The sequence below is a fragment of the Streptomyces sp. NPDC039609 genome, assembly GCF_055596705.1.
In genome coordinates this window covers 103,779-126,423 of record NZ_JBVIUJ010000009.1, presented here as the reverse complement: position 1 = coordinate 126,423, position 22,645 = coordinate 103,779, and the positions used below count along the sequence as shown (strand labels likewise).

The following is a 22,645-nucleotide window of genomic DNA, read 5'->3' as shown; positions in this document are numbered from 1 at the left end:
CTGGTCGACGGCCCCCGTGTACGTGCGCCCGCATCCCCCGTATGTCAGGGAACTGCGCATCCGTCCCCGCGTCCAGTGCTCGCACCGGACCACTTCCCGTTCGGGGCGGGCCCGGTGCGCCGCCTTGCATCCGGACCCGGTACTGTCCCCGCATCGGGCCGCGGCGGCCCCCGGGGGCGCGAACGCCACCGCATACACGCCGACGCGTATGCGCCACTACGCACCACCTTGGCGTGACCTGCGAGCCTTCTCCGCAGATCGGCGCACTGACCCTCGTCCGGACGCATGAACGGCAACTGACGGGTACGTGCAAATTATTTGGGATGCCCCGGAATGGAACCCGGGAGCACTTCGGCTCGTTGTACGCGACGTGAGCACGACACCACCTGTTCTCGCCGCAGAGCTGGCACAGGCGTGGGCCGACATTCAGCGGCACCACCCCGAACTGCCCGATCTTGCCGCGCCCGAGTCCCTGATCGGAGAGTCCTCGTCCGCCTGCGGCGCCGAGCTCTCCTTCGAGCGACTGCTCCACGAGGCAGTCCACGGCATCGCCGCCGCCCGAGGAGTCCGCGACACCTCACGCGCCGGCCGCTACCACAACCGCAGATTCCTGGCCATCGCCGAGGAGATGGGCCTCGACCACCCCGAGGAGCCGCATGCCAGCAGCGGCTTCTCCCTGGTCACGCTCAACCCCGAGGCGAAGCGGCGGTACCGGCCCACGATGGAGCGGCTCCAGCGCGCCCTCAAGGCCCACACCGTCGCGACGGCCGCGGACACCAAGCGCTCCTTCCGCGGTCCGGCCGCGCGCCACGGCTCCTCAGGCGGTGGCGTCCGCGTGAAGGCCGTCTGCGACTGCGGCCGCAACGTCCGCGTGGTCCCGTCCGTCCTCGCCCAGGCGCCCATTGTCTGCGGCGGCTGCGGCAAGCCCTTCCGTATCCCGGAATCGGTCGGAGCGGCGAGCTGAGCCCGAGTGAGCGCCCGGTCCGGCGTGCCACAGGCGTGTGGCACAATGGCTAGCTGTACTCGACAGTCGCACAGGACCCCTCTCTCCTCCGGCTGACGCGTCCATCGGGCACCCGAGTACCGCAACCCCACGTGGCATCTCATGTGCCCAACCACGTCAAGACCAGGAGACACCACTCCAGTGGCAGTCAAGATCAAGCTCAAGCGCCTCGGCAAGATTCGCCAGCCGCACTACCGCATCGTCGTCGCCGACTCCCGCACCCGCCGGGACGGTCGTGCGATCGAGGAGATCGGTCTGTACCACCCGACGTACAACCCGTCGAAGATCGAGGTCGACTCGGACCGCGCGCAGTACTGGCTGTCCGTCGGCGCCCAGCCGACCGAGCCGGTCCTCGCCATCCTGAAGCTCACCGGCGACTGGCAGAAGCACAAGGGCCTGCCGGCCCCGGCGCCGCTGCTGCAGCCGGCGACGAAGGAGGACAAGCGCGCCTCCTTCGACGCGTTCGCCAAGACCCTCGAGGGCGACGACGCCAAGGGTGAGGCCATCACCCCGAAGGCGAAGAAGGCCGACAAGAAGGCGGACGAGGCCGAGGCCACGTCCACCGAGTCGACCGAGGCCTGATCGTGCTCGAGGAGGCTCTCGAGCACCTCGTGAAGGGCATCGTCGACAACCCTGACGAAGTGCAGGTCGCCTCGCGCAACCTGCGCCGTGGCCGCGTGCTCGAGGTTCGGGTCCACCCCGACGACCTCGGCAAGGTGATCGGCCGCAACGGCCGCACCGCGCGTGCGCTGCGTACCGTCGTGGGCGCCATCGGCGGCCGTGGCATCCGCGTCGACCTCGTCGACGTGGACCAGGTCCGCTGAGCAAGTTGGACACACCGGCACGGGCCGGGGAGGGCCTTCGGGTCCTCCCCGGCCCGTCGTCGTCGGACAGGAGAGAATGAAGTCGTGCAGCTGGTAGTCGCGCGGGTCGGCCGCGCCCATGGCATCAAGGGCGAGGTCACCGTCGAGGTACGGACGGACGAGCCCGAGCTGAGGCTCAGCCCCGGAGCGGTTCTGCTCACCGATCCGGCCCCCGCAGGGCCCTTGACCATCGAGACCGGCCGAGTGCACAGCGGACGGCTGCTGCTCCGCTTCGAGGGCGTACGCGACCGCAGCGCGGCCGAGGCCCTGCGCAACACCCTGCTGATCGCCGACATCGACCCCGAGGAGATGCCGGAGGGCGAGGACGAGTACTACGACCACCAGCTCATGGACCTGGACGTCGTACTCGCGGACGGCACCGAGGTCGGCAGGATCACCGAGATCACCCACCTGCCGTCCCAGGACCTCTTCATCGTCGAGCGGCCCGACGGCACAGAGCTGATGATCCCCTTCGTCGAGGAGATCGTCACCGACATCGACCTGGAGAAGCAGCAGGCCGTCATCGACCCGCCGCCCGGTCTCATCGACGACCGCGCCGAGATCGTCTCCTCCCGGGACGAGGACTCCGCTGGGGACTCCTCCGAGGACGCTTCCGGGGACAAGGGCTCTTCCGGGGACGCCGGCGCATGAGGCTCGACGTCGTCACGATCTTCCCCGAGTACCTGGAACCGCTGAACGTCTCCCTGGTCGGCAAGGCACGCGCGCGTGGACAGCTCGACGTCCACGTCCACCACCTGAGGGAGTGGACCTACGACCGGCACAACACGGTCGACGACACCCCCTACGGCGGCGGCCCCGGCATGGTCATGAAGACCGAGCCCTGGGGCGACGCCCTCGACCAGACCCTCGCCGACGGCTTCGAGGCGGGCGCCCACGGCCCCGCCCTGGTCGTCCCCACGCCCAGCGGACGCCCCTTCACCCAGGAACTCGCCGTCGAGCTCTCCGAGCGCCCCTGGCTGATCTTCACGCCGGCCCGCTACGAGGGCATCGACCGACGCGTCATGGACGAGTACGCCACCCGCATCCCGGTGTACGAGGTCTCCATCGGCGACTACGTCCTCGCCGGCGGGGAGGTCGCCGTCCTGGTGATCACCGAAGCGGTGGCCCGACTGCTGCCCGGCGTCCTCGGCAACGCCGAGTCCCACCGCGACGACTCCTTCGCCCCCGGGGCCATGGCCAACCTCCTCGAAGGACCCGTCTACACCAAGCCCCCCGAGTGGCGCGGCCGCGCCATCCCCGACGTACTCCTCAGCGGGCACCACGGGAAGATCGCGCGCTGGCGCCGCGACGAGGCCTTCCGCCGCACGGCGGCGAACCGGCCCGACCTCATCGAACGCTGCGACCCCGCCGCCTTCGACAAGAAGGACCGGGAGATCCTCTCCATGATGGGCTGGGCCCCGGAGCCCGGCGGCCGATTTTGGCGCAGGCCCGGCGCCGTGGAAGAATAGGCCGCTGCTGTGTGTCCGGCGTGCGCCCCTGCCACAGGGGGACGACGCCCGCCCGGTACACCCGGCGCTCCATCTCCTTCTCGAACGTTCCGCTGATGACCTGTGGCATCAGCGAGGAAAGAGACCACCATGGCCTCCCTGCTCGACTCGGTCAACGCGGCTTCGCTCCGCACCGACCTCCCCGCCTTCCGTCCCGGCGACACCGTGAACGTCCACGTGCGCGTCATCGAGGGCAACCGCTCCCGTATCCAGCAGTTCAAGGGCGTTGTCATCCGCCGCCAGGGCTCGGGCGTCAGCGAGACCTTCACGGTCCGCAAGGTCTCGTTCTCCGTCGGCGTCGAGCGCACCTTCCCGGTGAACAGCCCGATCTTCGAGAAGATCGAGCTCGTGAGCCGCGGTGACGTCCGTCGCGCCAAGCTCTACTACCTGCGTGAGCTGCGCGGCAAGGCTGCCAAGATCAAGGAGAAGCGCGACAACTGAGCTCCGGCTCACCCATCGCGCGGGGCTTCGGAGCGATGATTCTCAGGGTGGCCGGATAGGCTCTGCCCCCGATGGACACCGAAGCACAGCACACGGAGCGCGACCGCTCCTCCGAGACGGAGGAGCGGTCGCGCTCCGCGCGTATTTCCGGGCCCGATGGGCAGGACTCCGCGGCCACGGAGCGGGACGGGGACGTCGCCACGTGGTCCTGGCGCCGTACGGGCGCCATCGGCGGCGTCTTCGTGATCTTCCTGCTGCTCCTGAGCCACTTCGTGATGCAGCCCTTCCTGATCCCCAGTCGCTCGATGGAACCCACACTCCAGGTCGGGGACCGGATCCTCGTGAACAAGCTGGCGTACCGTTTCGGCGACCAGCCGCGCCGGGGTGACGTCGTCGTCTTCGACGGCACGGGCTCCTTCCTCCAAGAGGCCCCCGAGCAGAACCCGGTCACCGGTCTGCTGCACGGCGCGGCCGCGGCCCTCGGCCTCGCCGAGCCCGCCGAGACCGACTTCGTGAAGCGGGTGGTGGGCGTCGGCGGCGACCGGATCGTGTGCTGCGACGACAACGGCCGGCTGACCGTCAACGGCGTGCCCGTCGAGGAGCGGTACGTCATGCTCGGCGACTCGCCCTCGAAGGTTCCCTTCGACATCGTCGTCCCTCAGGGCACCCTGTGGGTCATGGGCGACCACCGCAGCCAGTCCAGCGACTCCCGCGACCACCTCGGGCGGCCGGGAGGCGGCATGGTGCCCGTGGAGCGCGTGATCGGGCGCGCGGACTGGATCGGCTGGCCCTTCGGCCGCTGGTCCGAGGTGGAGGAGAGCGGAGCCTTCGACTCCGTACCCACCCCCGTGGCGGGTGGCCATGGGTAACCGGGGCAGGCCGGCCGGGCACCGCGGCGACACCCGGCTGCCCACCGGCACACGGCCGACGCAGGCCGGCGGCCGTCCCATGCCCGGCCGGGCGGAGCGGCGCAGACTCGCCCGCAAGGTCAAGCGCAGGCGACAGCGCTCCGCGGTCAAGGAGATCCCGCTCCTGATCACGGTCGCCCTGCTGATCGCACTCGTCCTGAAGACCTTCCTCGTCCAGGCCTTCGTCATCCCGTCCGGCTCGATGGAGCAGACGATCCGGATCGACGACCGGGTCCTGGTCGACAAGCTCACGCCCTGGTTCGGCTCCAAGCCGCAACGAGGCGACGTCGTCGTCTTCAAGGACCCCGGCAACTGGCTCCAGGACGACACCGCCCCCGTCACCGACGACCCGATCGGCGTCAAGCAGGTCAAGCAGGCCCTGACCTTCATCGGGCTGCTGCCCTCGGCCGACGAGCAGGATCTGATCAAGCGGGTCGTCGCGGTCGGCGGTGACACGGTCGAGTGCTGCGGCGCGGACGGCCGGATCAAGGTCAACGGCGTACCGTTGGATGAACCGTATCTGCACCCGGGGAACGAACCGTCGAAGATCAAGTTCAAGGTGACGGTGCCCGCAGGCCGGATCTTCGTGCTGGGTGACCACCGGTCGGACTCCGCCGACTCCCGCTTCCACCTCGACGAGAAGGAGCAGGGAACCATCTCCGAGGAGGACGTGGTGGGCAGGGCTGTTGTCATCGCCTGGCCGGTGAGCCACTGGCGGCGACTGGAGGAACCGGACACGTTCGCGGCCGTACCGGACGGTCGTTCGGCTCCTGTGTCCGCACACGGTGTGTCGCATAGTGTGTCCTCGCGGAATCTGAACGGATTGCCCTGGCTCCCGACCCCTGCGGAACTCCCGCTCGTTATGGGAGTGGTGGGCCTGTCCCTGTTCTGGGGCAGGCATATGCACGGACTGAGGAGTGGATGTGGGGGATGTGGCCGTCGGCGCACGATCCGGACACGACGAGCCGGAGGAGAGGCCCGAGCGGCTCGCCGAATCGGCGGTGGCCATGAGGGATGAATCCTCCGGCCCGCACGACGCCGACCCCGCGGACGGCGAGGGCGAGACCGGAAAGAACCAGCAGGGCGGACAGGACGGGCCGGACGGGCCCGGGCAGACCGGCGAGGGCGCGAAGAAGCCGCGTTCCTTCTGGAAGGAACTGCCCCTGCTGATCGGTATCGCTCTGCTCCTCGCGCTGCTGATCAAGACCTTTCTGATGCAGGCGTTCATGATTCCCTCGGACTCGATGATGAACACGCTGCAGCGCGGCGACCGGGTCCTCGTGGACAAGCTGACCCCGTGGTTCGGCTCCGAGCCGGAGCGCGGCGAGGTCGTCGTCTTCCACGACCCGGGCGGCTGGCTGGCGGACACGACCACCCCCGAACCGAACGTGCTGCAGCAGTTCCTGAGCTTCGTCGGGCTGTACGCCGAGGAGAAGGACCTGATCAAGCGCGTCATCGCGGTGGGCGGTGACACGGTCTCCTGCAAGGAGGGCGGCAATGTCATCCTCAACGGGAAGACGCTGGACGAGACCTCCTACATCTACCCCGGTTCCTCGCCGTGCGGTGACAAGCCCTTCGGGCCGCTCACCGTCCCCGAGGGCAGCATCTGGGTGATGGGCGACAACCGCCAGAACTCCCTGGACTCCCGGTTCCACCAGAACCTCCCGGGCGGCGGCACGGTCCCGAACGACAAGGTCGTCGGACGCGCGGTCGTCGTGGCCTGGCCGGTCACCCGCTGGGCGACGCTGCCGGTGCCGAGCACCTTCGACCAGCCCGGGCTGAGCCAGGCGCTGGCCGTCGCCCCGGGCGCGGCCGGACTCGCCGCCGCGCTGCCGCTCGTACTGTGGCGCAGGAAGAGGCTCACCTCTCGGCATACCGCCGAGTAGGAACGCGCGGGTAGGGTGCCGTCCCAGATCGACGAACCGACCTTGAGGGTGGGGAGCGCTGGGATGAGCGGAACGATACGAACGGACGGCGGCCGCGGCCGCCTCGGCAGCGTGCTGTCGGGGCTGGCCGTGGCCGTCGGCTGTGTGCTCTTCCTCGGCGGCTTCGTCTGGGGAGCCGTCCTCTACCAGCCCTACAGCGTGCCCAGCGACTCCATGACCCCGACCCTGGCCGTCGGGTCCAAGGTTCTCGCCCAGCGCATCGACGGCGACGAGGTGCGGCGAGGCGACATCGTCATCTTCCAGGACCAGCTCTGGGGCGGCGGACCCATGGTCAAGCGGGTCGTCGGCGTCGGCGGCGACACCGTCGCCTGCTGCGGTGCGGACGGCCGGCTCACGGTGAACGGCAAGCCGGTCGAAGAGACGTATCTGCGGCCCGGCGCCCCCGCCTCCGGACAGCGGTTCTCCGCGACCGTGCCGGAGGACAGCCTCTTCCTCCTCGGCGACGAGCGGCACAACTCCCTCGACTCCCGGGTCCACCTCGAGGAGGCCGGCCAGGGCTCCGTGCCGCGCTCTGCGGTCACCGGCCGGGTGGATGCCGTCGTCTGGCCGATGAACGGCGTCCTGTCGCGGCCCGAGGGCTTCGCGGCACTGCCCGGTGGGATCTCGCAGCCCGGACCCGTGATGCCGCTCTTCTACGCGATCGTCGCCGGGTGTGTACTGATCCTGGCCGGGGCCGCGTACGGTCCGCTGGCGGCGAGGCTCGGTGGGCGGTCCGGTGGGCGGTCCGGTGGCTCCTCGGGTGGTGGGTCCGGCGGGTCCGGCGGTGCGTCGGGCGGGCGGAGCGGTAAGGAGACGGTGACCACGTGACGGGTACAGAGGGATCGGCCGGGGCTGCGGGTCCGGCGGGTTCGGCAGGTTCGGCAGCGTCCGAGCGGGAGCTGCGGCAGGTCGCGCGGGTCGTGCTGCTCGACCCCGACGACCGCATCCTGCTCATGCACGGGTACGAGCCCGACGACCCCGACCAGACCTGGTGGTTCACGCCCGGCGGCGGCCTGGAGGGCGACGAGACCCGCGAGGAGGCGGCGCTTCGCGAGCTGGCGGAGGAGACCGGGATCACCGACGTCGACCTCGGCCCGGTCATCTGGCAGCGGATCTGCTCCTTCCCCTTCGACGGGCGGCGCTGGGACCAGGACGAGTGGTACTACCTGGCACGAACCACCCAGACCGTGACGGCCCCCGGCGGGCTCACCGAGCTGGAAGCGCGCAGTACCACGGGGCTGAGGTGGTGGACCTCCGCCGAACTGTCGGCGGCGCGTGAGACGGTGTACCCGACCAGACTCGCCGAGCTGCTGCACAGGCTGCTCGACGAGGGACCGCCGAATGCGCCGGTGGTGCTCGCCCCGGAAATCGTCTAGGGGTGCGAGTGGCTGGCGCACAATAGGTGGACGCACGGCTGAAGGGGAACATGCCATGAGCGCCGAGGACCTCGAGAAGTACGAGACCGAGATGGAGCTGAAGCTCTACCGGGAGTACCGCGATGTCGTCGGGCTGTTCAAATACGTGATCGAGACCGAGCGGCGCTTCTACCTCACGAACGACTACGAGATGCAGGTGCACTCGGTCCAGGGCGAGGTGTTCTTCGAGGTGTCCATGGCCGATGCCTGGGTCTGGGACATGTATCGGCCTGCCAGGTTCGTCAAGCAGGTCCGGGTGCTCACTTTCAAGGACGTGAACATCGAGGAGCTCAACAAGAGCGACCTGGAACTCCCCGGCAGCTGAGGCGCGGGCTGAAACCACCCGCAAGGGTGAGGCGGTTGTCCACAGACGGGCAACCGTCCACCAAGATCCACACGCGACGTCGCGGAGCGTCACAGTCGGTACCGGAGGTGGTACCGAATGAACTCGACCCACGCGACGAACGCAACCGGCCCGACCAACCCGACCCGCGGAACGAACGCAGCCGGCCCGACCCGCGGAACGAGCGCAACCGGCCCGACCCGCGGAATGAACGCAGCCGGCCCGACCCGCGGAACGAACGCAGCCGGCCCGACCCACGGAACGAACGCAGCCGGCCCGACCCACGGAACGAGCGCAACCGGCCCGACCCGCGCGACGAACGCAACCGGCCCGACCAACCCGACGAACGCACTCGGACAGTACGGGGAAGAGCTGGCCGCCCGGCGACTCACCGAAGCCGGGATGTCCGTCCTCGCACGGAACTGGCGCTGCGGACGCACCGGCGAGATCGACATCGTCGCCCGCGACGGCGACACCATCGTCATCTGCGAAGTGAAGACGCGCCGCGCAGGCGCCTTCGAACACCCCATGGCCTCCGTCACCCCCACCAAGGCCGACCGGCTCAAACGACTCGCCGCCTGCTGGCTCGACCGCCACGGAGGACCACCACCCGACGGCGGCGTCCGCATCGACCTGATCGGCATCGTCCTGCCACGCCGCGGCGCCCCCGCCGTCACCCACGCCCGGGGGGTGGCCTGAGATGGGATTCGCCCGCACCTGCTCCGTCGCCCTCGTCGGCGTCGAAGGCGTCGTCGTCGAGGTCCAGGCCGACCTCGAAGCCGGAGTCGCCGCCTTCACCCTCGTCGGACTCCCGGACAAGAGCCTCAGCGAGAGCCGCGACCGGGTCCGCGCCGCCATCGTCAACTCCGACGCCGAATGGCCCCAGAAGAAACTCACCGTCGGACTCAGCCCCGCCTCCGTCCCCAAAGGCGGATCCGGCTTCGATCTGGCAGTCGCCGCCGCCGTCCTCGGCGCCGCCGAACGCATCGACCCCAGAGTGATCGCCGACCTCGTCCTCATCGGCGAACTCGGGCTCGACGGCCGCGTCCGGCCCGTCCGCGGCGTCCTGCCCGCCGTCCTCGCCGCCGCCGAAGCCGGCTACCAACAGGTCGTCGTCCCCGAACAGACAGCGGGCGAAGCCGCCCTCGTCCCCGGAGTGTCCGTCCTCGGCGTCCGCAGCCTCCGCCAACTCATCGCCGTCCTCTCCGACGAACCCGTCCCCGAAGAAGAAGCGGCCGAGGAAGGCCGCCCCGACTCCATGCTCGCCGGACTCCTCGTCCCCGGCGCCGGCGTCGGCACCGGCCTCGCCGCCGACCCGACCGACGGACCCGACCTCGCCGACGTCGCCGGACAGCACAGCGCCCGCCGAGCCCTGGAAGTCGCCGCCGCAGGAAGCCACCACCTCCTGCTCTCCGGACCACCCGGCGCCGGAAAAACCATGCTCGCCGAACGGCTCCCTGGCATCCTGCCCCCACTCACCCGACAGGAGTCCCTCGAAGTCACCGCCGTCCACTCCGTCGCCGGCATCCTCCCGCCCGGCGAACCCCTCGTCCGCCGCGCCCCCTACTGCGCACCCCACCACTCCGCGACCATGCAATCCCTCGTCGGCGGCGGCAACGGCCTCCCACGCCCCGGCGCAGTGTCGCTCGCCCACCGAGGCGTCCTCTTCCTCGACGAAGCCCCCGAGTTCTCCGGCAAAGCCCTCGACGCCCTACGGCAACCCCTCGAGTCCGGCCAGGTCGTCGTCGCCCGCGCCGCCGGAGTCGTCCGACTCCCCGCCCGCTTCCTGCTCGCCCTCGCGGCCAACCCCTGCCCCTGCGGACGACACACCCTGCACGGCGCCGGATGCGAATGCCCCGCCTCCCTCATCCGCCGCTACCAGGCACGCCTCTCAGGCCCCCTCCTCGACCGCATCGACCTCCGCGTCGAAGCCCAACCCGTCACCCGATCCGACCTCCTCGGCCAAGGCGGCCGCGGCGAAACCACCGCCGCCGTCGCCGACCGCGTCCGCGAAGCCCGCGCCCGCGCAGCGTCCCGCCTCGCCGACACCCCCTGGAACGTCAACAGCGAAGTCCCCGGACACGAACTGCGTACCCGCTACCTCGTCCACCCCGGAGCCCTCGCCGCCGCAGAACGCGACATCGAACGCGGACTCCTCACCGCACGCGGCCTCGACCGAGTCATCCGCGTCGCCTGGACCGTCGCCGACCTCGCCGGACACGACCGGCCCGACGCCCACGACATCGACCTCGCCCTCCAACTGCGCACCGGCATCGCACGAGGCGTACCCGTCGGAGCGGGGAACCTCGCATGACCCCGGACGAAGCGCACACCACGGCAGAAACGCGCCGCGCCACCCCCGGCGAAACACACGACCACGACAGGGAGGAAACACCCCACGTCACCCCGGACGAAGAACGCCTCGCCCGCGCCGCCCTCACCCGCATCGTCGAACCCGGCGACGAACACGCCGGCCGCTGGCTCCGCAGATACGGCGCCGCCGGCTTCCTCCGGCACCTCCGCGACCCCGCCGCGGACGATCACGAAACACACGCCCACACCCACACCACCCTCCCGCCCCACCCGAGCCACTCAGCCGCGCGCGACTCCACCCGGCCCCCAGAGACCGGGCCCTTCCCCGGCACCGGGGAGAAACGGGTCGCCGGATGGCGGCGGCGAGCCGCCGCCGTCGAACCACGCCGAGACCTCGACGCCGCCGAACGGCACGGCGGCCGGCTCGTCATCCCCGGCGACACCGAATGGCCCCGGCAACTCGACGACCTCGGCGACACACGCCCGATCGGACTCTGGATCCGCGGCCCGGCCGACCTGAGGACCTGGGCCCTGAGCTCTGTCGCCGTCGTCGGCGCCCGCGCCTGCACCCCCTACGGCGCACACATGGCCACCACCCTCGCCTCGGGACTCGCCGAACGCGGCTGGGTCGTCGTCTCCGGCGCAGCCTTCGGCATCGACGGCGCCGCCCACAGAGGCGCCCTCGCCGCCCAAGGCGCCACCGTCGCCGTCCTCGCCTGCGGCGTCGACACCCCCTACCCCCGCGGCCACGCCGGACTCATCGGGCGCATCGCAGAACAAGGCCTCGTCCTAGGGGAGTTGCCACCCGGAAGTCACCCCACACCCAGCAGATTCATCCTCCGAAACCGCGTCATCGCCGCACTCACCCGAGGCACCGTCGTCGTCGAGGCCGAGTACCGCAGCGGCTCCCTCGTCACCGCCCGCAACGCCCACCGCCTCGGCCGCCACACCATGGGCGTCCCCGGCCCCGTCACCAGCGGCCTCTCCGCAGGAGTCCACGAACTCCTACGCGGCGAGGCCACCCTCGTCACCGACGCCGCCGAAGTGATCGAACTCGTCGGCGACATGGGTCAACTCGCCCCAACCCGACGCGGACCCGTCCTCCCCAGAGACCTCCTCGACCCGCACACCGCCCGCGTCCTCGAAGCCCTGCCCGCCGGCCGCCCCACACCCGCGCCGGAGATCGCCGACCGCGCCGGGACCACCCCCGACGACACCCTCGCCAGGCTGTACGAACTGCACTCCCTCGGCTTCGTCGAACGGCAAGGCGACGACTGGCGGTTGACGAACAGCCGCACAGAAGGATCGAACGCGCGGCGAGGCGGTACTTGACCTGGAGCATTCGGGTGAAAAGGTGATGCAGATGAACAATCGAGTTCTCTCGGCCGCACCCGAGGGGCCGACACGCGCCACGGCCCGGGTTCGAAGATGTGGACGAGGCAGCCCACCCGGACCGGCGCGATCCGCAGAGGTTCGCTCACCGCGACAGTCCAGTCACGCTACGCTCACCAGGATTCCCTACCGGACACACCCACCGACCCACACCACAGCAGAACGGCTCAAGGCAACGCATGCCCCAGCACACCTCCGGGCCTGACCGCGCCGCGGTGCCCCCAGCAGCCCGGGGAGGCGCCGTGCGACCGCCCGCACCGACATCGCTCGACGAGCTGTGGCGCTCGTACAAGGACACGGGCGACGAGCGGCTGCGGGAACAGCTGATCCTGCACTACTCGCCGCTCGTGAAGTACGTCGCCGGCCGCGTCAGCGTCGGACTGCCCTCCAATGTGGAACAGGCCGACTTCGTCTCCTCCGGGGTCTTCGGACTGATCGACGCCATCGAGAAATTCGACGTCGAGCGGTCGATCAAGTTCGAGACCTACGCCATCACGCGCATCCGCGGCGCGATGATCGACGAACTCCGCGCACTGGACTGGATTCCCCGCTCCGTGCGCCAGAAGGCCCGCAACGTCGAGCGTGCCTACGCGACCCTCGAAGCCCAGCTGCGACGAACCCCTTCCGAGAGCGAGGTCGCCGCCGAAATGGGCATCGCGCTCGAGGAACTCCACGCCGTTTTCAGCCAGTTGTCCCTCGCGAACGTCGTGGCACTCGAAGAGCTGCTGCACGTCGGAGGCGAGGGCGGCGACCGGCTGTCCATCATGGACACCCTCGAGGACACCGCCGCCGACAACCCCGTCGAGGTCGCCGAGGACCGCGAGCTCAGACGGCTGCTCGCCCGGGCGATCAACACGCTCCCCGAACGCGAGAAGACCGTCGTCACGCTGTACTACTACGAGGGCCTCACCCTCGCCGAGATCGGCCACGTCCTCGGCGTCACCGAGAGTCGGGTCAGCCAGATCCACACCAAGTCGGTCCTGCAGCTACGTGCCAAGCTGGCCGATGTAGGACGCTGACGCCGCGAGGCCGGTCGTACAGTGGTGCCGTGCCCAGGATTCGAGCGGCCAGTGTGGCCGAGCACCGGACGATGCAACGCGGCGCCCTGCTGGACGCCGCGCGATCCCTGCTGTCCGAGGGTGGTACGGAAGCGCTGACCTTCCCCGCCCTCGCCGAGCGCACGGGCCTCGCCCGCTCCTCGGTGTACGAGTACTTCCGCTCCCGCGCGGCCGTGGTCGAGGCGCTGTGCGCCGTCGACTTCCCCGTCTGGGCGGCCGAGGTCGAGACGGCGATGGCCCAGGCCGACACCGCCGAGGGCAAGGTCGAGGCGTATGTACGCAAGCAGCTCGAGCTGGTGGGGGACAGGCGCCACCGGGCGGTCGTCGCGATCTCCGCGAGCGAGCTCGACGACGGCGCCCGCGAGAAGATCCGCGCCGCCCACGGCGGTCTCGTCGCCATGATCGTCGAGGCCCTCGCGGACCTCGGCCAGGCTCAGCCCCGCCTCGGCGCCATGCTTCTCCAGGGTGTCGTGGACGCGGCCGTACGCCGTATCGAGCTGGGAGCGGCGGAGGAGCCGGACCGGATCGCCGATGCGGCGGTCTCCATGGCGCTCCGAGGCGTCAGCGGCTGATCCTCTCCCCGGGGGGCCTCCCCCGCCCGCCCCCGCCCCCTCCCACCCCGCCCCCCCGTCGTGGTCCCGGATCACGGCACCCCCGTCACCGGCAGCAGCCTCGAGGGGCCCTGGCGGAGGAGGAGCAGTGGGTTCAGGTATGTGTCGCCGCGGAGGAGGCCCCAGTGGAGGCAGGACTCCGGGCAGTGGGGGGTTTCCTCGGGTGGTGTGGAGAGTGTGGCGACCGGCTGGCCGCGGGTGACCGTGGTGCCGGTGGTGACTGTGGGGGTCACCGGTTCGTACGTGGTGCGCAGGGGTGGGCTTCCGGTGTCCGGCAGGGTGATCGTGAGGACTCCGCGGCCGGCCACCTGTCCTGCGAAGGTGACGACGCCGGAGGCAGCCGCGTTCACCGGGGTGCCCGGTGGGGCGGCGAGGTCGAGGCCGCGGTGGCCGGGGCCGTAGGGGCCGGCCGGTGGTTCCCAGCCGCGGACGATCTCGGGGCGCGGTGGTCCCACGGGCCAGATCAGGGCGGCCATCAGGAGCAGTGTCGTGAGGTGCATGGGGATCACATTCCCGTGGGCGCCCGGTTCGCGGGGATCATGGTCGGCATCTGTGGAATACCGGCCGGTTGTGGACAGCGCCGTCACCCGGCACGCCGCGGGTCCCGTACACTTCCTATGGCGATCCGGGTCACCGGGTCGACTTCGCACGCCCCGCCACTCAACCCTCACGGGTCGTGGCAGCGCCTTTTCGGTCCCTTGTGGCACGGCGCGTCGGGGCGTCAGGACATAACCGAGAAACTCAAGGAGATACGGCCATGGCCGTCGTCACGATGCGGGAGCTGCTGGAGAGCGGCGTCCACTTCGGTCACCAGACCCGTCGCTGGAACCCGAAGATGAAGCGCTTCATCTTCACCGAGCGCAACGGCATCTACATCATCGACCTGCTCCAGTCGCTGTCGTACATCGACCGCGCCTACGAGTTCGTCAAGGAGACCGTCGCCCACGGCGGCTCCATCATGTTCGTCGGTACGAAGAAGCAGGCCCAGGAGGCCATCGCCGAGCAGGCGACGCGTGTCGGCATGCCGTACGTCAACCAGCGTTGGCTCGGTGGCATGCTCACCAACTTCTCCACCGTCTACAAGCGTCTGCAGCGCCTCAAGGAGCTCGAGCAGATCGACTTCGAGGACGTCGCCGCCTCGGGTCTCACCAAGAAGGAGCTCCTGGTCCTCTCCCGCGAGAAGGCCAAGCTGGAGAAGACCCTCGGTGGTATCCGCGAGATGCAGAAGGTGCCGAGCGCCGTCTGGATCGTCGACACCAAGAAGGAGCACATCGCCGTCGGTGAGGCGCGCAAGCTCCACATCCCGGTCGTCGCGATCCTCGACACCAACTGCGACCCCGACGAGGTCGACTACAAGATCCCGGGCAACGACGACGCGATCCGCTCCGTCACCCTGCTCACCCGCGTGATCGCCGACGCCGTCGCCGAGGGCCTCATCGCCCGCTCCGGCGCCGCGACCGGCGACTCGAAGCCGGGCGAGAAGGCCGCCGGCGAGCCGCTCGCCGAGTGGGAGCGCGACCTGCTCGAGGGTGAGAAGAAGGCTGACGAGGCCGAGGTCCAGACCTCTGCCGAGACCGAGAAGGTCGCCGACGCCGAGGCTGCCACGGCCGCCGAGGTCGTCGAGGCCGCCGAGGCTCCGGCCGCCGAGGCCGAGCAGGCCTGACCCACGGCCCGACCTTCACAGGTCCGGTTGTTTCGGATGTAGACGGCGGGGGCCCACGAAGCCCCCGCCGTCCACCCGTAGATCTTTCAGACTTCGAGAGAGAAACTCAGACTCATGGCGAACTACACCGCCGCTGACGTCAAGAAGCTCCGTGAGCTCACCGGCGCCGGCATGATGGACTGCAAGAAGGCTCTTGACGAGGCCGACGGCAACGTCGACAAGGCCGTCGAGGCTCTGCGCATCAAGGGCCAGAAGGGCGTCGCCAAGCGCGAGGGCCGCTCTGCCGAGAACGGCGCCGTCGTCTCCCTCATCGCCGACGACAACACCTCCGGTGTCCTCGTCGAGCTGAAGTGCGAGACGGACTTCGTCGCCAAGGGTGACAAGTTCCAGGCCGTCGCCGCCGCGCTCGCCGCCCACGTCGCCGCCTCCGCTCCGGCCGACCTCGAGGCGCTGCTCGCCTCCGAGATCGAGCCCGGCAAGACGGTTCAGGCGTACGTCGACGAGGCCAACGCCAACCTGGGCGAGAAGATCGTTCTCGACCGCTTCGCGCAGTACGCCGACGGCTTCGTCTCGGCCTACATGCACCGCACCATGCCCGACCTGCCCCCGCAGATCGGTGTTCTCGTCGAGCTCGACAAGGAGAACGCCGAGGTCGCGAAGGGTGTCGCGCAGCACATCGCCGCCTTCGCGCCGAAGTACCTCACCCGTGAGGACGTTCCGGCCGAGGTCGTCGAGACCGAGCGTCGCGTCGCCGAGGAGACCACCCGCGCCGAGGGTAAGCCCGAGGCCGCGCTCCCGAAGATCGTCGAGGGTCGCGTCAACGGCTTCTTCAAGGACGCCACGCTGCTCGGCCAGCCGTACGCGCTGGACAACAAGAAGTCCGTCCAGCAGATCCTGGACGAGGCCGGTGTCACCCTGAAGCGCTTCACGCGCATCAAGGTCGGCATCTGAGTCCGTACGCAACGGACACCGGACCCCGGTAGGGTCTGAAGCAGTCGTCCACGCTCGCGTAGGACGACCGCAGATCTGACGAGGAGGCCATTGCCGTACGGGAAACCGCAAGGACCCACCGGCAATGGCCTTCGTCGTATGTGCACGAGGAGATCTCCATGAACCAGTCCGCCGCACAGGGCGACGACATCCACGGCAAAAAGGCCGGCCGCTTCATGCTGAAGCTGTCCGGCGAGGCATTCGCCGGCGGCGGCGCGCTCGGCGTCGACCCCGACGTCGTGCACAAAATCGCGCGCGAGATCGCCGCGGTCGTCCGCGACGGAGCGGAGATCGCGGTCGTGATCGGCGGCGGCAACTTCTTCCGCGGCGCCGAGCTGCAGGTGCGCGGCATGGACCGGGCGCGCTCCGACTACATGGGAATGCTCGGCACCGTCATGAACTGCCTCGCCCTCCAGGACTTCCTGGAGAAGGAAGGCATCGACTCCCGCGTCCAGACCGCCATCACCATGGGTCAGGTCGCGGAGCCGTACATCCCGCTGCGTGCCGTGCGCCACCTGGAGAAGGGCCGTGTGGTCATCTTCGGTGCCGGTATGGGAATGCCGTACTTCTCCACCGACACCACAGCCGCCCAGCGTGCCCTGGAGATCGACGCCGAGGCCCTGTTGATGGGCAAGAACGGCGTGGACGGGGTCTACGACTCCGACCCGAAGACCAACCCCGACGCGGTCAAGTTCGACGCGCTGGAGTACGGCGAGGTGCTCTCCCGTGACCTGAAGGTCGCGGACGCCACCGCCATCACGCTGTGCCGCGACAACACCCTCCCGATCCTCGTCTTCGAACTGCTCGCGGAGGGCAATATCGCGCGCGCGGTGAAGGGTGAGAAGATCGGCACTCTCGTGAGCGACCAGGGCACCCGGGCCTGAGCCTCGGCTCGAATCCGGGTACCTCCCCGCGAGGGGATGGACAGAGCCCTGCCGGTCGTACACCGTGCAGGACAAGACGCGACGACACGCAGGAGCAAGTGGTGATCGAAGAGACCCTCCTCGAGGCCGAGGAGAAGATGGAGAAGGCCGTCGTGGTCGCCAAGGAGGACTTCGCCGCGATCCGCACCGGCCGTGCGCACCCGGCGATGTTCAACAAGATCGTGGCCGACTACTACGGTGCCATCACGCCGATCAATCAGCTGGCGTCGTTCTCGGTGCCCGAGCCGCGCATGGCGGTGGTGACCCCGTTCGACAAGAGCGCGCTGCGCAACATCGAGCAGGCGATCCGTGACTCGGACCTGGGCGTCAACCCGAGCAACGACGGCAACATCATCCGTGTGGTGTTCCCGGAGCTCACCGAGGAGCGCCGCCGCGAGTACATCAAGGTCGCCAAGAGCAAGGCCGAGGACTCGAAGATCTCCATCCGTTCCGTGCGCCGCAAGGCGAAGGAGACCATCGACAAGCTGGTCAAGGACGGCGAGGTAGGCGAGGACGAGGGCCGCCGCGGCGAGAAGGAGCTCGACGACACCACCGCGAAGTACGTGGCGCAGGTGGACGAGCTGCTCAAGCACAAGGAAGCCGAGCTGCTCGAGGTCTGATGAACGACTCTTCCTGGGGGGCCCCGGCCGGTTCCGGCTACTGGGGGCCCGACCAGGGGCCTGCCCCGGCGGGTCCCGCATACGATGGGCTGCAGGCGGCGCAGACTCGGCCCATGCCCATCGTGCCCGACGTCCCCGCCGGCGATCACCAGGACGACCACGACCGGGGGGCCGCTCAGCGGAGCGGTCCCCTGTTCCGTGACGAGACGCCGAACGAGCACCCGCAGGAGCCCATGTCCAGCCCGTCCCAGCCCGCTCCCGCGGCTCCGCAGAAGAAGAGCGCGGGGCGCGACCTGGGCGCGGCCATAGGGGTCGGCGTCGGGCTCGGCGCCGTGATCATCGCGTCGCTGTTCATCTGGAAGGCCGCGTTCGTCGGCGTGATCGCGGTCGCCGTCGTGGTCGGTCTGTGGGAGCTCACCTCCCGTCTGCAGGAGCGCAAGGGCATCAAGGCTCCGCTCGTCCCGCTCGCCGTCGGCGGTGCGGCGATGGTGGTGGCCGGGTATGTCCGGGGTGCGGAGGGGGCCTGGGTCGCCATGGCCCTGACCGCTCTCGCGGTGCTGGTGTGGCGGATGACGGAGCCGCCCGAGGGTTATCTGAAGGACGTCACGGCGGGCGTGTTCGCGGCGTTCTATGTGCCGTTCCTGGCGACGTTCGTGGCGTTGATGCTCACGGCCGACGACGGGCCGGAGCGGGTGCTCACGTTCCTGGTGCTGACCGTGGTCAGTGACACCGGTGCGTATGCGATCGGCTGGCGTTTCGGCAAGCACAAGCTGGCTCCGCGGATCAGTCCCGGGAAGACCCGTGAGGGTCTGCTCGGTGCGGTGGCGTTCGCGATGGCGGCGGGTGCGCTGTGCATGGAGTTCCTGATCGACGGTGGCTCGTGGTGGCAGGGTCTTCTGATGGGCCTTGCGGTGGCGGCGAGTGCGACGCTCGGTGACCTCGGCGAGTCGATGATCAAGCGCGATCTGGGTATCAAGGACATGGGCACGCTGCTGCCGGGCCACGGCGGCATCATGGACCGGTTGGACTCCCTGCTGCCGACCGCTCCGGTGGTGTGGCTGCTGTTCGTGCTGTTCGTCGGCACGGCCTGATACGGCATTCGTGGTGAAGGGCCCGTCGTCCCCTCGGGGGCGGCGGGCCTTTCCCGTTGTTGTTCGTGCGCCATGTGGTGGACGCCTGCGGCGGGTCGTGGCTGCGTCGTCGGTGCCGTTGGCACGATGCGCCCATGGCATCCAGGGGAGGCGGCGCGGAAGGTTCGGCGGCGGGGGCGCGACTGGTTCTGCTGACTCTTGCGGCCGGTCAGTTCCTGATGGCGCTCGACAGCTCGGTCATGAACGTGTCGATCGCGACGGTGGCCGACGACGTCGGTACCACGGTCACCGGGATCCAGGGCGCCATCACGGCGTACACGCTGGTGATGGCGATGTTCATGATCCCCGGGGGCAAGGTCGGGGCGCTGATCGGGCGTAAGCGCGCGTTCATGATCGGCTGTGTGGTCTACGGCTGTGGGTCCCTCACCACGGCGCTGGCACCGAATCTTCCTGTGCTGCTCCTCGGCTGGTCGTTCCTGGAGGGGATCGGGGCGGCGCTCATCATGCCCGCGATCGTGGCCCTGGTGGCCGGCAATTTCGCCACGGAGCGTCGGGCTGCGGCGTACGGCATCGTGGCGGCGGCCGGGGCGGTGGCCATCGCTCTGGGGCCGCTCATCGGCGGTGTCGCCACGACGTACTTCTCCTGGCGCTGGGTCTTCGCCGGTGAGGTCCTGGTGGTGCTCGTCATCCTGGTGTTCGCGCGTCGTATCGCCGACGCCGTGGGTGAGGAGCGTTCGCGGATCGATCTCGTGGGCGCCGTGCTGTCCGCGCTCGGGCTGGGGGTCTTCGTCTACGGGGTGCTCCGCTCGGACGAGTGGGGCTGGTTCCGGCCGAAGCCGGACGCGCCCGCGTGGCTCGGGGTGTCGATGGTCGTGTGGATGATGCTGGCGGGCCTGCTGCTGGTGTGGCTGTTCCTCCGTTGGGAGGCCCGGCTCGTCCGCGGCGGCGGGCAGCCGCTCATCGACCCGGCCGTGTTGCGGAACAAGCAGCTCACCGGCGGTCTGACGATGTTCTTCTTCCAGTACCTCGTCCAGATGGGCGTGTTCTTCGTCGTACCCCTGTATCTGTCCGTCGCGCTGGGCCTGTCCGCGCTCATGACCGGGGCGCGCATCCTGCCGCTGTCGGTGACTCTGTTGGCGGCCGCGGTCCTGATTCCCCGCTTCTTCCCGGAGGTCTCGCCGCGGCGGGTGGTACGGCTCGGGGTGCTCGCGCTCCTCGCGGGCGCGGTCACGCTCATGGCCGCGCTCGACGCCGACGCCGGCGCGGAGGTCGTCACCGTGCCGCTCCTGCTGATCGGGCTCGGCATGGGCGCGCTGGCCTCGCAGCTCGGTTCGGTCACCGTGTCCGCTGTTCCGGACAGCAAGAGCGCGGAGGTCGGCGGCATCCAGAACGCCGTCACCAACCTCGGTGCCTCGATCGGTACGGCACTGGCCGGGTCGCTTCTGATCGCCGCGCTCACGTCCTCGTTCCTGACCAGCGTGGAGCAGAACGCGGCGATTCCGGCCGAGGTCAAGAACACGGCTGCTGTCGAGCTCCAGAGCGGGGTGCCGTTCCTCTCGGACGCCCAGCTCAGGACGGCTCTCGACGAGGCGGGCACCTCCGCTGAGGTGACTCAGGCCGCGCTGGACGCGAATGCCGCCGCCCGTCTGGACGGTCTGCGGGCCGCCCTCGCCATTCTCGCCCTGTCCTCGGCCCTCGCGCTGTTCTTCACCTCACGCATCCCGTCCACGCAGCCCGGTGCTCCGCGGCCCTGACGGGGACGTGTCGCTGCTGCGCGGTCACCGGGGGAGGACTCCGTTCGGACGTGCCGGGGGGCGGGGGCGAGCGGTCCGCGTGAGTCTGGAGGTCAGGCCCAGGGCGCCGGACGGTGCGCCCGTCGTGGCCCACCGTCCAGAAGGAGCGTGATCGGCGTGGCCCGGAACCGCCGTCTGATCCTGAGCACGCCGTCGGAGGTCTGGCGCCTGCTGTCCGACGGCCATCGTTACGGGGAGTGGGTCACGGGAACCCAGCAGGTCCTGGCGGCGGACCCGCACTGGCCTGACGTGGGCGCCCGTCTGAAGGTCCGGGTCGGCGGCGGCCCCTTCACCCTCGACGACACGGTCGTCGTCCGCATCTGCGAACCGGAACGGCGCCTGGAGCTGGAGGCGAAGGCGGAGCCCTTCGGCGCGGCCCGCATCTCCATGGCCTTGCTCCCCTGGGGCGAGCACACGCTCTTCACCCTCGACTGGCATCCCCTCCGTGGCCCGGGGATCCGGATGCACGGGCTCCCCGTGGACTACATCGTCGCCGTCCGCAACGGCATGATGCTGACGAAACTGGCGAGGATCGCGGTGCAGGAGCACGCCGAGAACACGGTCCGGGCCGTCTGAGGGCCGTCCGGGACAGCCGGCGGCGGCACGGGTGCGGGCCGAACGCGACGGCTCCGAGCCACACGTGTGCGTCTGCGACACTGGTAGCACCATGCCCAAGCCCGGAGAACTCACTTTCGTCGCCCCCCGCGGAGCCAAGAAGCCGCCGCGGCACCTCGCCGACCTCACGCCCGCCGAGCGCAAGGAGGCCGTCGCCGCGATCGGCGAGAAGCCGTTCCGCGCCAAGCAGCTGTCCACGCACTACTTCGCGCGGTACGCCCACGACCCCGCCGAGTGGACCGACATTCCCGCGTCCTCGCGCGAGAAGCTGCAGGGCGAGCTGCTGCCCGACCTGATGTCCGTGGTCCGGCACATCTCGTGCGACGACGACACCACCCGTAAGACCCTGTGGAAGCTGCACGACGGCACGCTCGTCGAGTCCGTGCTCATGCGGTACCCGGACCGGGTCACCATGTGCATCTCCTCGCAGGCCGGCTGCGGGATGAACTGCCCGTTCTGCGCCACCGGGCAGGCCGGTCTCGACCGGAACCTGTCGACCGCCGAGATCGTGCACCAGATCGTCGACGGCATGCGCGCCCTGCGCGACGGCGAGGTGCCGGGAGGACCGGCGCGCCTCAGCAACATCGTCTTCATGGGCATGGGTGAGCCGCTCGCCAACTACAAGCGGGTCGTCGGCGCCATCCGCCGGCTGACCGACCCCGAGCCGGACGGTCTCGGTCTCTCGCAGCGCGGGATCACCGTCTCCACCGTCGGTCTCGTGCCCGCGATGCTGCGCTTCGCCGACGAGGGCTTCAAGTGCCGGCTCGCGGTCTCCCTGCACGCCCCCGACGACGAGCTGCGTGACACCCTCGTGCCTGTCAACACGCGTTGGAAGGTCCGCGAGGTCCTCGACGCGGCCTGGGAGTACGCGGAGAAGTCCGGCCGCCGGATCTCCATCGAGTACGCCCTCATCCGCGACATCAACGACCAGGCGTGGCGGGGCGACCTGCTCGGGCGGCTGCTCAAGGGCAAGCGGGTGCACGTCAACCTGATTCCGCTGAACCCGACGCCCGGGTCGAAGTGGACCGCCTCCCGTCCCGAGGACGAGAAGGCGTTCGTCGAGGCGATCGCCGCCCACGGCGTTCCGGTCACCGTCCGTGACACCCGAGGTCAGGAGATCGACGGCGCCTGTGGACAGCTGGCGGCGTCCGAACGCTGACCTTGTACTCT

At 69.9% G+C, this 22,645-nt stretch carries 25 protein-coding genes and 1 pseudogene; 25 read left to right on the top strand and 1 reads right to left on the bottom strand.

What is annotated here, in order from left to right; genetic code table 11:
- Positions 1-370: 370 nt before the first annotated feature.
- The 17 genes and pseudogenes from ACZ561_RS26560 (at position 371) to ACZ561_RS26480 (ending at position 13,741) form a co-directional block, all read left to right on the top strand.
- Positions 371-964 (top strand): hypothetical protein, encoded by a 594-nt coding sequence (locus tag ACZ561_RS26560; RefSeq protein WP_376446037.1) that lies wholly within the window; start codon positions 371-373, stop codon positions 962-964.
- 180 nt (positions 965-1,144) lie between these two features.
- Positions 1,145-1,585, top strand: a complete 441-nt coding sequence (gene rpsP / locus ACZ561_RS26555) for a 30S ribosomal protein S16 (protein WP_329115427.1) — start codon at positions 1,145-1,147, stop codon at positions 1,583-1,585.
- 2 nt (positions 1,586-1,587) lie between these two features.
- Entirely contained in the window at positions 1,588-1,827 is a 240-nt protein-coding gene (locus tag ACZ561_RS26550; protein WP_020868149.1) for an RNA-binding protein, read from the top strand.
- An 84-nt stretch (positions 1,828-1,911) separates the two neighbouring features.
- The gene (gene rimM / locus ACZ561_RS26545; protein WP_470999487.1) at positions 1,912-2,517 is read left to right on the top strand and encodes a ribosome maturation factor RimM; all 606 of its coding nucleotides are present in this window, start codon (positions 1,912-1,914) and stop codon (positions 2,515-2,517) included.
- A complete protein-coding gene (gene trmD / locus ACZ561_RS26540; RefSeq protein WP_470999485.1) occupies positions 2,514-3,335 on the top strand; it encodes a tRNA (guanosine(37)-N1)-methyltransferase TrmD in 822 nt (273 codons plus the stop codon). Before rimM ends, trmD begins: the two co-directional genes overlap by 4 nt.
- Before the next feature lie 129 nt (positions 3,336-3,464).
- A complete protein-coding gene (rplS, locus tag ACZ561_RS26535; RefSeq protein WP_356894105.1) occupies positions 3,465-3,815 on the top strand; it encodes a 50S ribosomal protein L19 in 351 nt (116 codons plus the stop codon).
- A gap of 71 nt (positions 3,816-3,886) precedes the next feature.
- Complete coding sequence (gene lepB, locus ACZ561_RS26530; RefSeq protein ID WP_470999483.1) at positions 3,887-4,684, top strand: signal peptidase I; 798 nt, start codon at positions 3,887-3,889, stop codon at positions 4,682-4,684.
- Positions 4,677-5,741 (top strand): signal peptidase I, encoded by a 1,065-nt coding sequence (lepB, locus tag ACZ561_RS26525; protein WP_470999812.1) that lies wholly within the window; start codon positions 4,677-4,679, stop codon positions 5,739-5,741. The genes lepB (ACZ561_RS26530) and lepB (ACZ561_RS26525) overlap by 8 nt, the downstream gene beginning before the upstream one ends.
- A complete protein-coding gene (gene lepB / locus ACZ561_RS26520) occupies positions 5,656-6,609 on the top strand; it encodes a signal peptidase I (RefSeq protein WP_470999810.1) in 954 nt (317 codons plus the stop codon). Before lepB (ACZ561_RS26525) ends, lepB (ACZ561_RS26520) begins: the two co-directional genes overlap by 86 nt.
- 63 nt (positions 6,610-6,672) lie before the next feature.
- Positions 6,673-7,476 (top strand): signal peptidase I, encoded by an 804-nt coding sequence (gene lepB / locus ACZ561_RS26515; RefSeq protein ID WP_470999482.1) that lies wholly within the window; start codon positions 6,673-6,675, stop codon positions 7,474-7,476.
- Positions 7,477-7,547: 71 nt separating this feature from the next.
- Complete coding sequence (locus ACZ561_RS26510; RefSeq protein ID WP_470999809.1) at positions 7,548-8,024, top strand: NUDIX hydrolase; 477 nt, start codon at positions 7,548-7,550, stop codon at positions 8,022-8,024.
- A gap of 55 nt (positions 8,025-8,079) precedes the next feature.
- Complete coding sequence (locus ACZ561_RS26505) at positions 8,080-8,388, top strand: DUF2469 domain-containing protein (protein ID WP_005311352.1); 309 nt, start codon at positions 8,080-8,082, stop codon at positions 8,386-8,388.
- Positions 8,389-8,742: 354 nt separating this feature from the next.
- Positions 8,743-9,105, top strand: a pseudogene (locus ACZ561_RS26500) (YraN family protein); the annotation flags it as partial.
- A gap of 1 nt (position 9,106) precedes the next feature.
- Positions 9,107-10,720 (top strand): YifB family Mg chelatase-like AAA ATPase, encoded by a 1,614-nt coding sequence (locus tag ACZ561_RS26495; protein WP_470999480.1) that lies wholly within the window; start codon positions 9,107-9,109, stop codon positions 10,718-10,720.
- Positions 10,717-12,051 (top strand): DNA-processing protein DprA, encoded by a 1,335-nt coding sequence (gene dprA / locus ACZ561_RS26490; protein WP_470999479.1) that lies wholly within the window; start codon positions 10,717-10,719, stop codon positions 12,049-12,051. Before ACZ561_RS26495 ends, dprA begins: the two co-directional genes overlap by 4 nt.
- A gap of 239 nt (positions 12,052-12,290) precedes the next feature.
- Positions 12,291-13,130: an RNA polymerase sigma factor WhiG gene (gene whiG, locus ACZ561_RS26485; RefSeq protein ID WP_329115397.1), complete on the top strand. Its 840-nt coding sequence runs from the start codon at positions 12,291-12,293 to the stop codon at positions 13,128-13,130.
- Between the two features lie 53 nt (positions 13,131-13,183).
- Positions 13,184-13,741 carry a TetR/AcrR family transcriptional regulator gene (locus ACZ561_RS26480; protein ID WP_470999807.1) on the top strand — a complete coding sequence of 186 codons (558 nt, stop codon included), beginning with the start codon at positions 13,184-13,186 and terminating at the stop codon, positions 13,739-13,741.
- A 71-nt stretch (positions 13,742-13,812) separates the two neighbouring features.
- Here the strand turns inward: ACZ561_RS26480 and ACZ561_RS26475 are convergent, their stop codons facing one another.
- Positions 13,813-14,280, bottom strand: coding sequence for a M23 family metallopeptidase (locus tag ACZ561_RS26475; RefSeq protein ID WP_470999477.1), 468 nt, complete (start codon positions 14,278-14,280; stop codon positions 13,813-13,815).
- 257 nt (positions 14,281-14,537) lie between these two features.
- Here ACZ561_RS26475 and rpsB point away from each other — a divergent pair, with 257 nt between their 5' ends.
- The 8 genes from rpsB to rlmN all read left to right on the top strand — a co-directional run bounded on the left by rpsB (position 14,538) and on the right by rlmN (position 22,634).
- Complete coding sequence (gene rpsB / locus ACZ561_RS26470; protein ID WP_376439559.1) at positions 14,538-15,443, top strand: 30S ribosomal protein S2; 906 nt, start codon at positions 14,538-14,540, stop codon at positions 15,441-15,443.
- A gap of 114 nt (positions 15,444-15,557) precedes the next feature.
- Positions 15,558-16,394 carry a translation elongation factor Ts gene (gene tsf / locus ACZ561_RS26465; RefSeq protein WP_470999475.1) on the top strand — a complete coding sequence of 279 codons (837 nt, stop codon included), beginning with the start codon at positions 15,558-15,560 and terminating at the stop codon, positions 16,392-16,394.
- 158 nt (positions 16,395-16,552) lie between these two features.
- Positions 16,553-17,317, top strand: coding sequence for a UMP kinase (gene pyrH, locus ACZ561_RS26460; protein WP_376439553.1), 765 nt, complete (start codon positions 16,553-16,555; stop codon positions 17,315-17,317).
- 101 nt (positions 17,318-17,418) lie between these two features.
- Positions 17,419-17,976, top strand: coding sequence for a ribosome recycling factor (gene frr / locus ACZ561_RS26455; protein ID WP_137993093.1), 558 nt, complete (start codon positions 17,419-17,421; stop codon positions 17,974-17,976).
- The gene (locus ACZ561_RS26450; protein WP_470999473.1) at positions 17,976-19,067 is read left to right on the top strand and encodes a phosphatidate cytidylyltransferase; all 1,092 of its coding nucleotides are present in this window, start codon (positions 17,976-17,978) and stop codon (positions 19,065-19,067) included. Before frr ends, ACZ561_RS26450 begins: the two co-directional genes overlap by 1 nt.
- Before the next feature lie 134 nt (positions 19,068-19,201).
- Positions 19,202-20,821, top strand: a complete 1,620-nt coding sequence (locus ACZ561_RS26445; RefSeq protein ID WP_470999471.1) for an MFS transporter — start codon at positions 19,202-19,204, stop codon at positions 20,819-20,821.
- Positions 20,822-20,977: 156 nt separating this feature from the next.
- Complete coding sequence (locus tag ACZ561_RS26440; RefSeq protein ID WP_470999469.1) at positions 20,978-21,436, top strand: SRPBCC family protein; 459 nt, start codon at positions 20,978-20,980, stop codon at positions 21,434-21,436.
- Positions 21,437-21,527: 91 nt separating this feature from the next.
- Positions 21,528-22,634, top strand: coding sequence for a dual-specificity RNA methyltransferase RlmN (gene rlmN / locus ACZ561_RS26435; RefSeq protein ID WP_361850956.1), 1,107 nt, complete (start codon positions 21,528-21,530; stop codon positions 22,632-22,634).
- Positions 22,635-22,645 lie beyond the last annotated feature (11 nt).

Excerpts from the sequence above, each read along its gene's own strand:
- trmD (WP_470999485.1), top strand. The coding sequence starts at position 2,514 with ATGAGGCTCGACGTCGTCACGATCTTCCCCGAGTACCTGGAACCGCTG.
- rplS (WP_356894105.1), top strand. The coding sequence starts at position 3,465 with ATGGCCTCCCTGCTCGACTCGGTCAACGCGGCTTCGCTCCGCACCGAC.
- lepB (WP_470999483.1), top strand. The coding sequence starts at position 3,887 with ATGGACACCGAAGCACAGCACACGGAGCGCGACCGCTCCTCCGAGACG.
- lepB (WP_470999812.1), top strand. The coding sequence starts at position 4,677 with ATGGGTAACCGGGGCAGGCCGGCCGGGCACCGCGGCGACACCCGGCTG.
- lepB (WP_470999482.1), top strand. The coding sequence starts at position 6,673 with ATGAGCGGAACGATACGAACGGACGGCGGCCGCGGCCGCCTCGGCAGC.
- ACZ561_RS26505 (WP_005311352.1), top strand. The coding sequence starts at position 8,080 with ATGAGCGCCGAGGACCTCGAGAAGTACGAGACCGAGATGGAGCTGAAG.
- ACZ561_RS26495 (WP_470999480.1), top strand. The coding sequence starts at position 9,107 with ATGGGATTCGCCCGCACCTGCTCCGTCGCCCTCGTCGGCGTCGAAGGC.
- dprA (WP_470999479.1), top strand. The coding sequence starts at position 10,717 with ATGACCCCGGACGAAGCGCACACCACGGCAGAAACGCGCCGCGCCACC.
- whiG (WP_329115397.1), top strand. The coding sequence starts at position 12,291 with ATGCCCCAGCACACCTCCGGGCCTGACCGCGCCGCGGTGCCCCCAGCA.
- ACZ561_RS26475 (WP_470999477.1), bottom strand. The coding sequence starts at position 14,280 with ATGCACCTCACGACACTGCTCCTGATGGCCGCCCTGATCTGGCCCGTG.
- rpsB (WP_376439559.1), top strand. The coding sequence starts at position 14,538 with ATGGCCGTCGTCACGATGCGGGAGCTGCTGGAGAGCGGCGTCCACTTC.
- tsf (WP_470999475.1), top strand. The coding sequence starts at position 15,558 with ATGGCGAACTACACCGCCGCTGACGTCAAGAAGCTCCGTGAGCTCACC.
- pyrH (WP_376439553.1), top strand. The coding sequence starts at position 16,553 with ATGAACCAGTCCGCCGCACAGGGCGACGACATCCACGGCAAAAAGGCC.
- ACZ561_RS26450 (WP_470999473.1), top strand. The coding sequence starts at position 17,976 with ATGAACGACTCTTCCTGGGGGGCCCCGGCCGGTTCCGGCTACTGGGGG.
- ACZ561_RS26445 (WP_470999471.1), top strand. The coding sequence starts at position 19,202 with ATGGCATCCAGGGGAGGCGGCGCGGAAGGTTCGGCGGCGGGGGCGCGA.
- rlmN (WP_361850956.1), top strand. The coding sequence starts at position 21,528 with ATGCCCAAGCCCGGAGAACTCACTTTCGTCGCCCCCCGCGGAGCCAAG.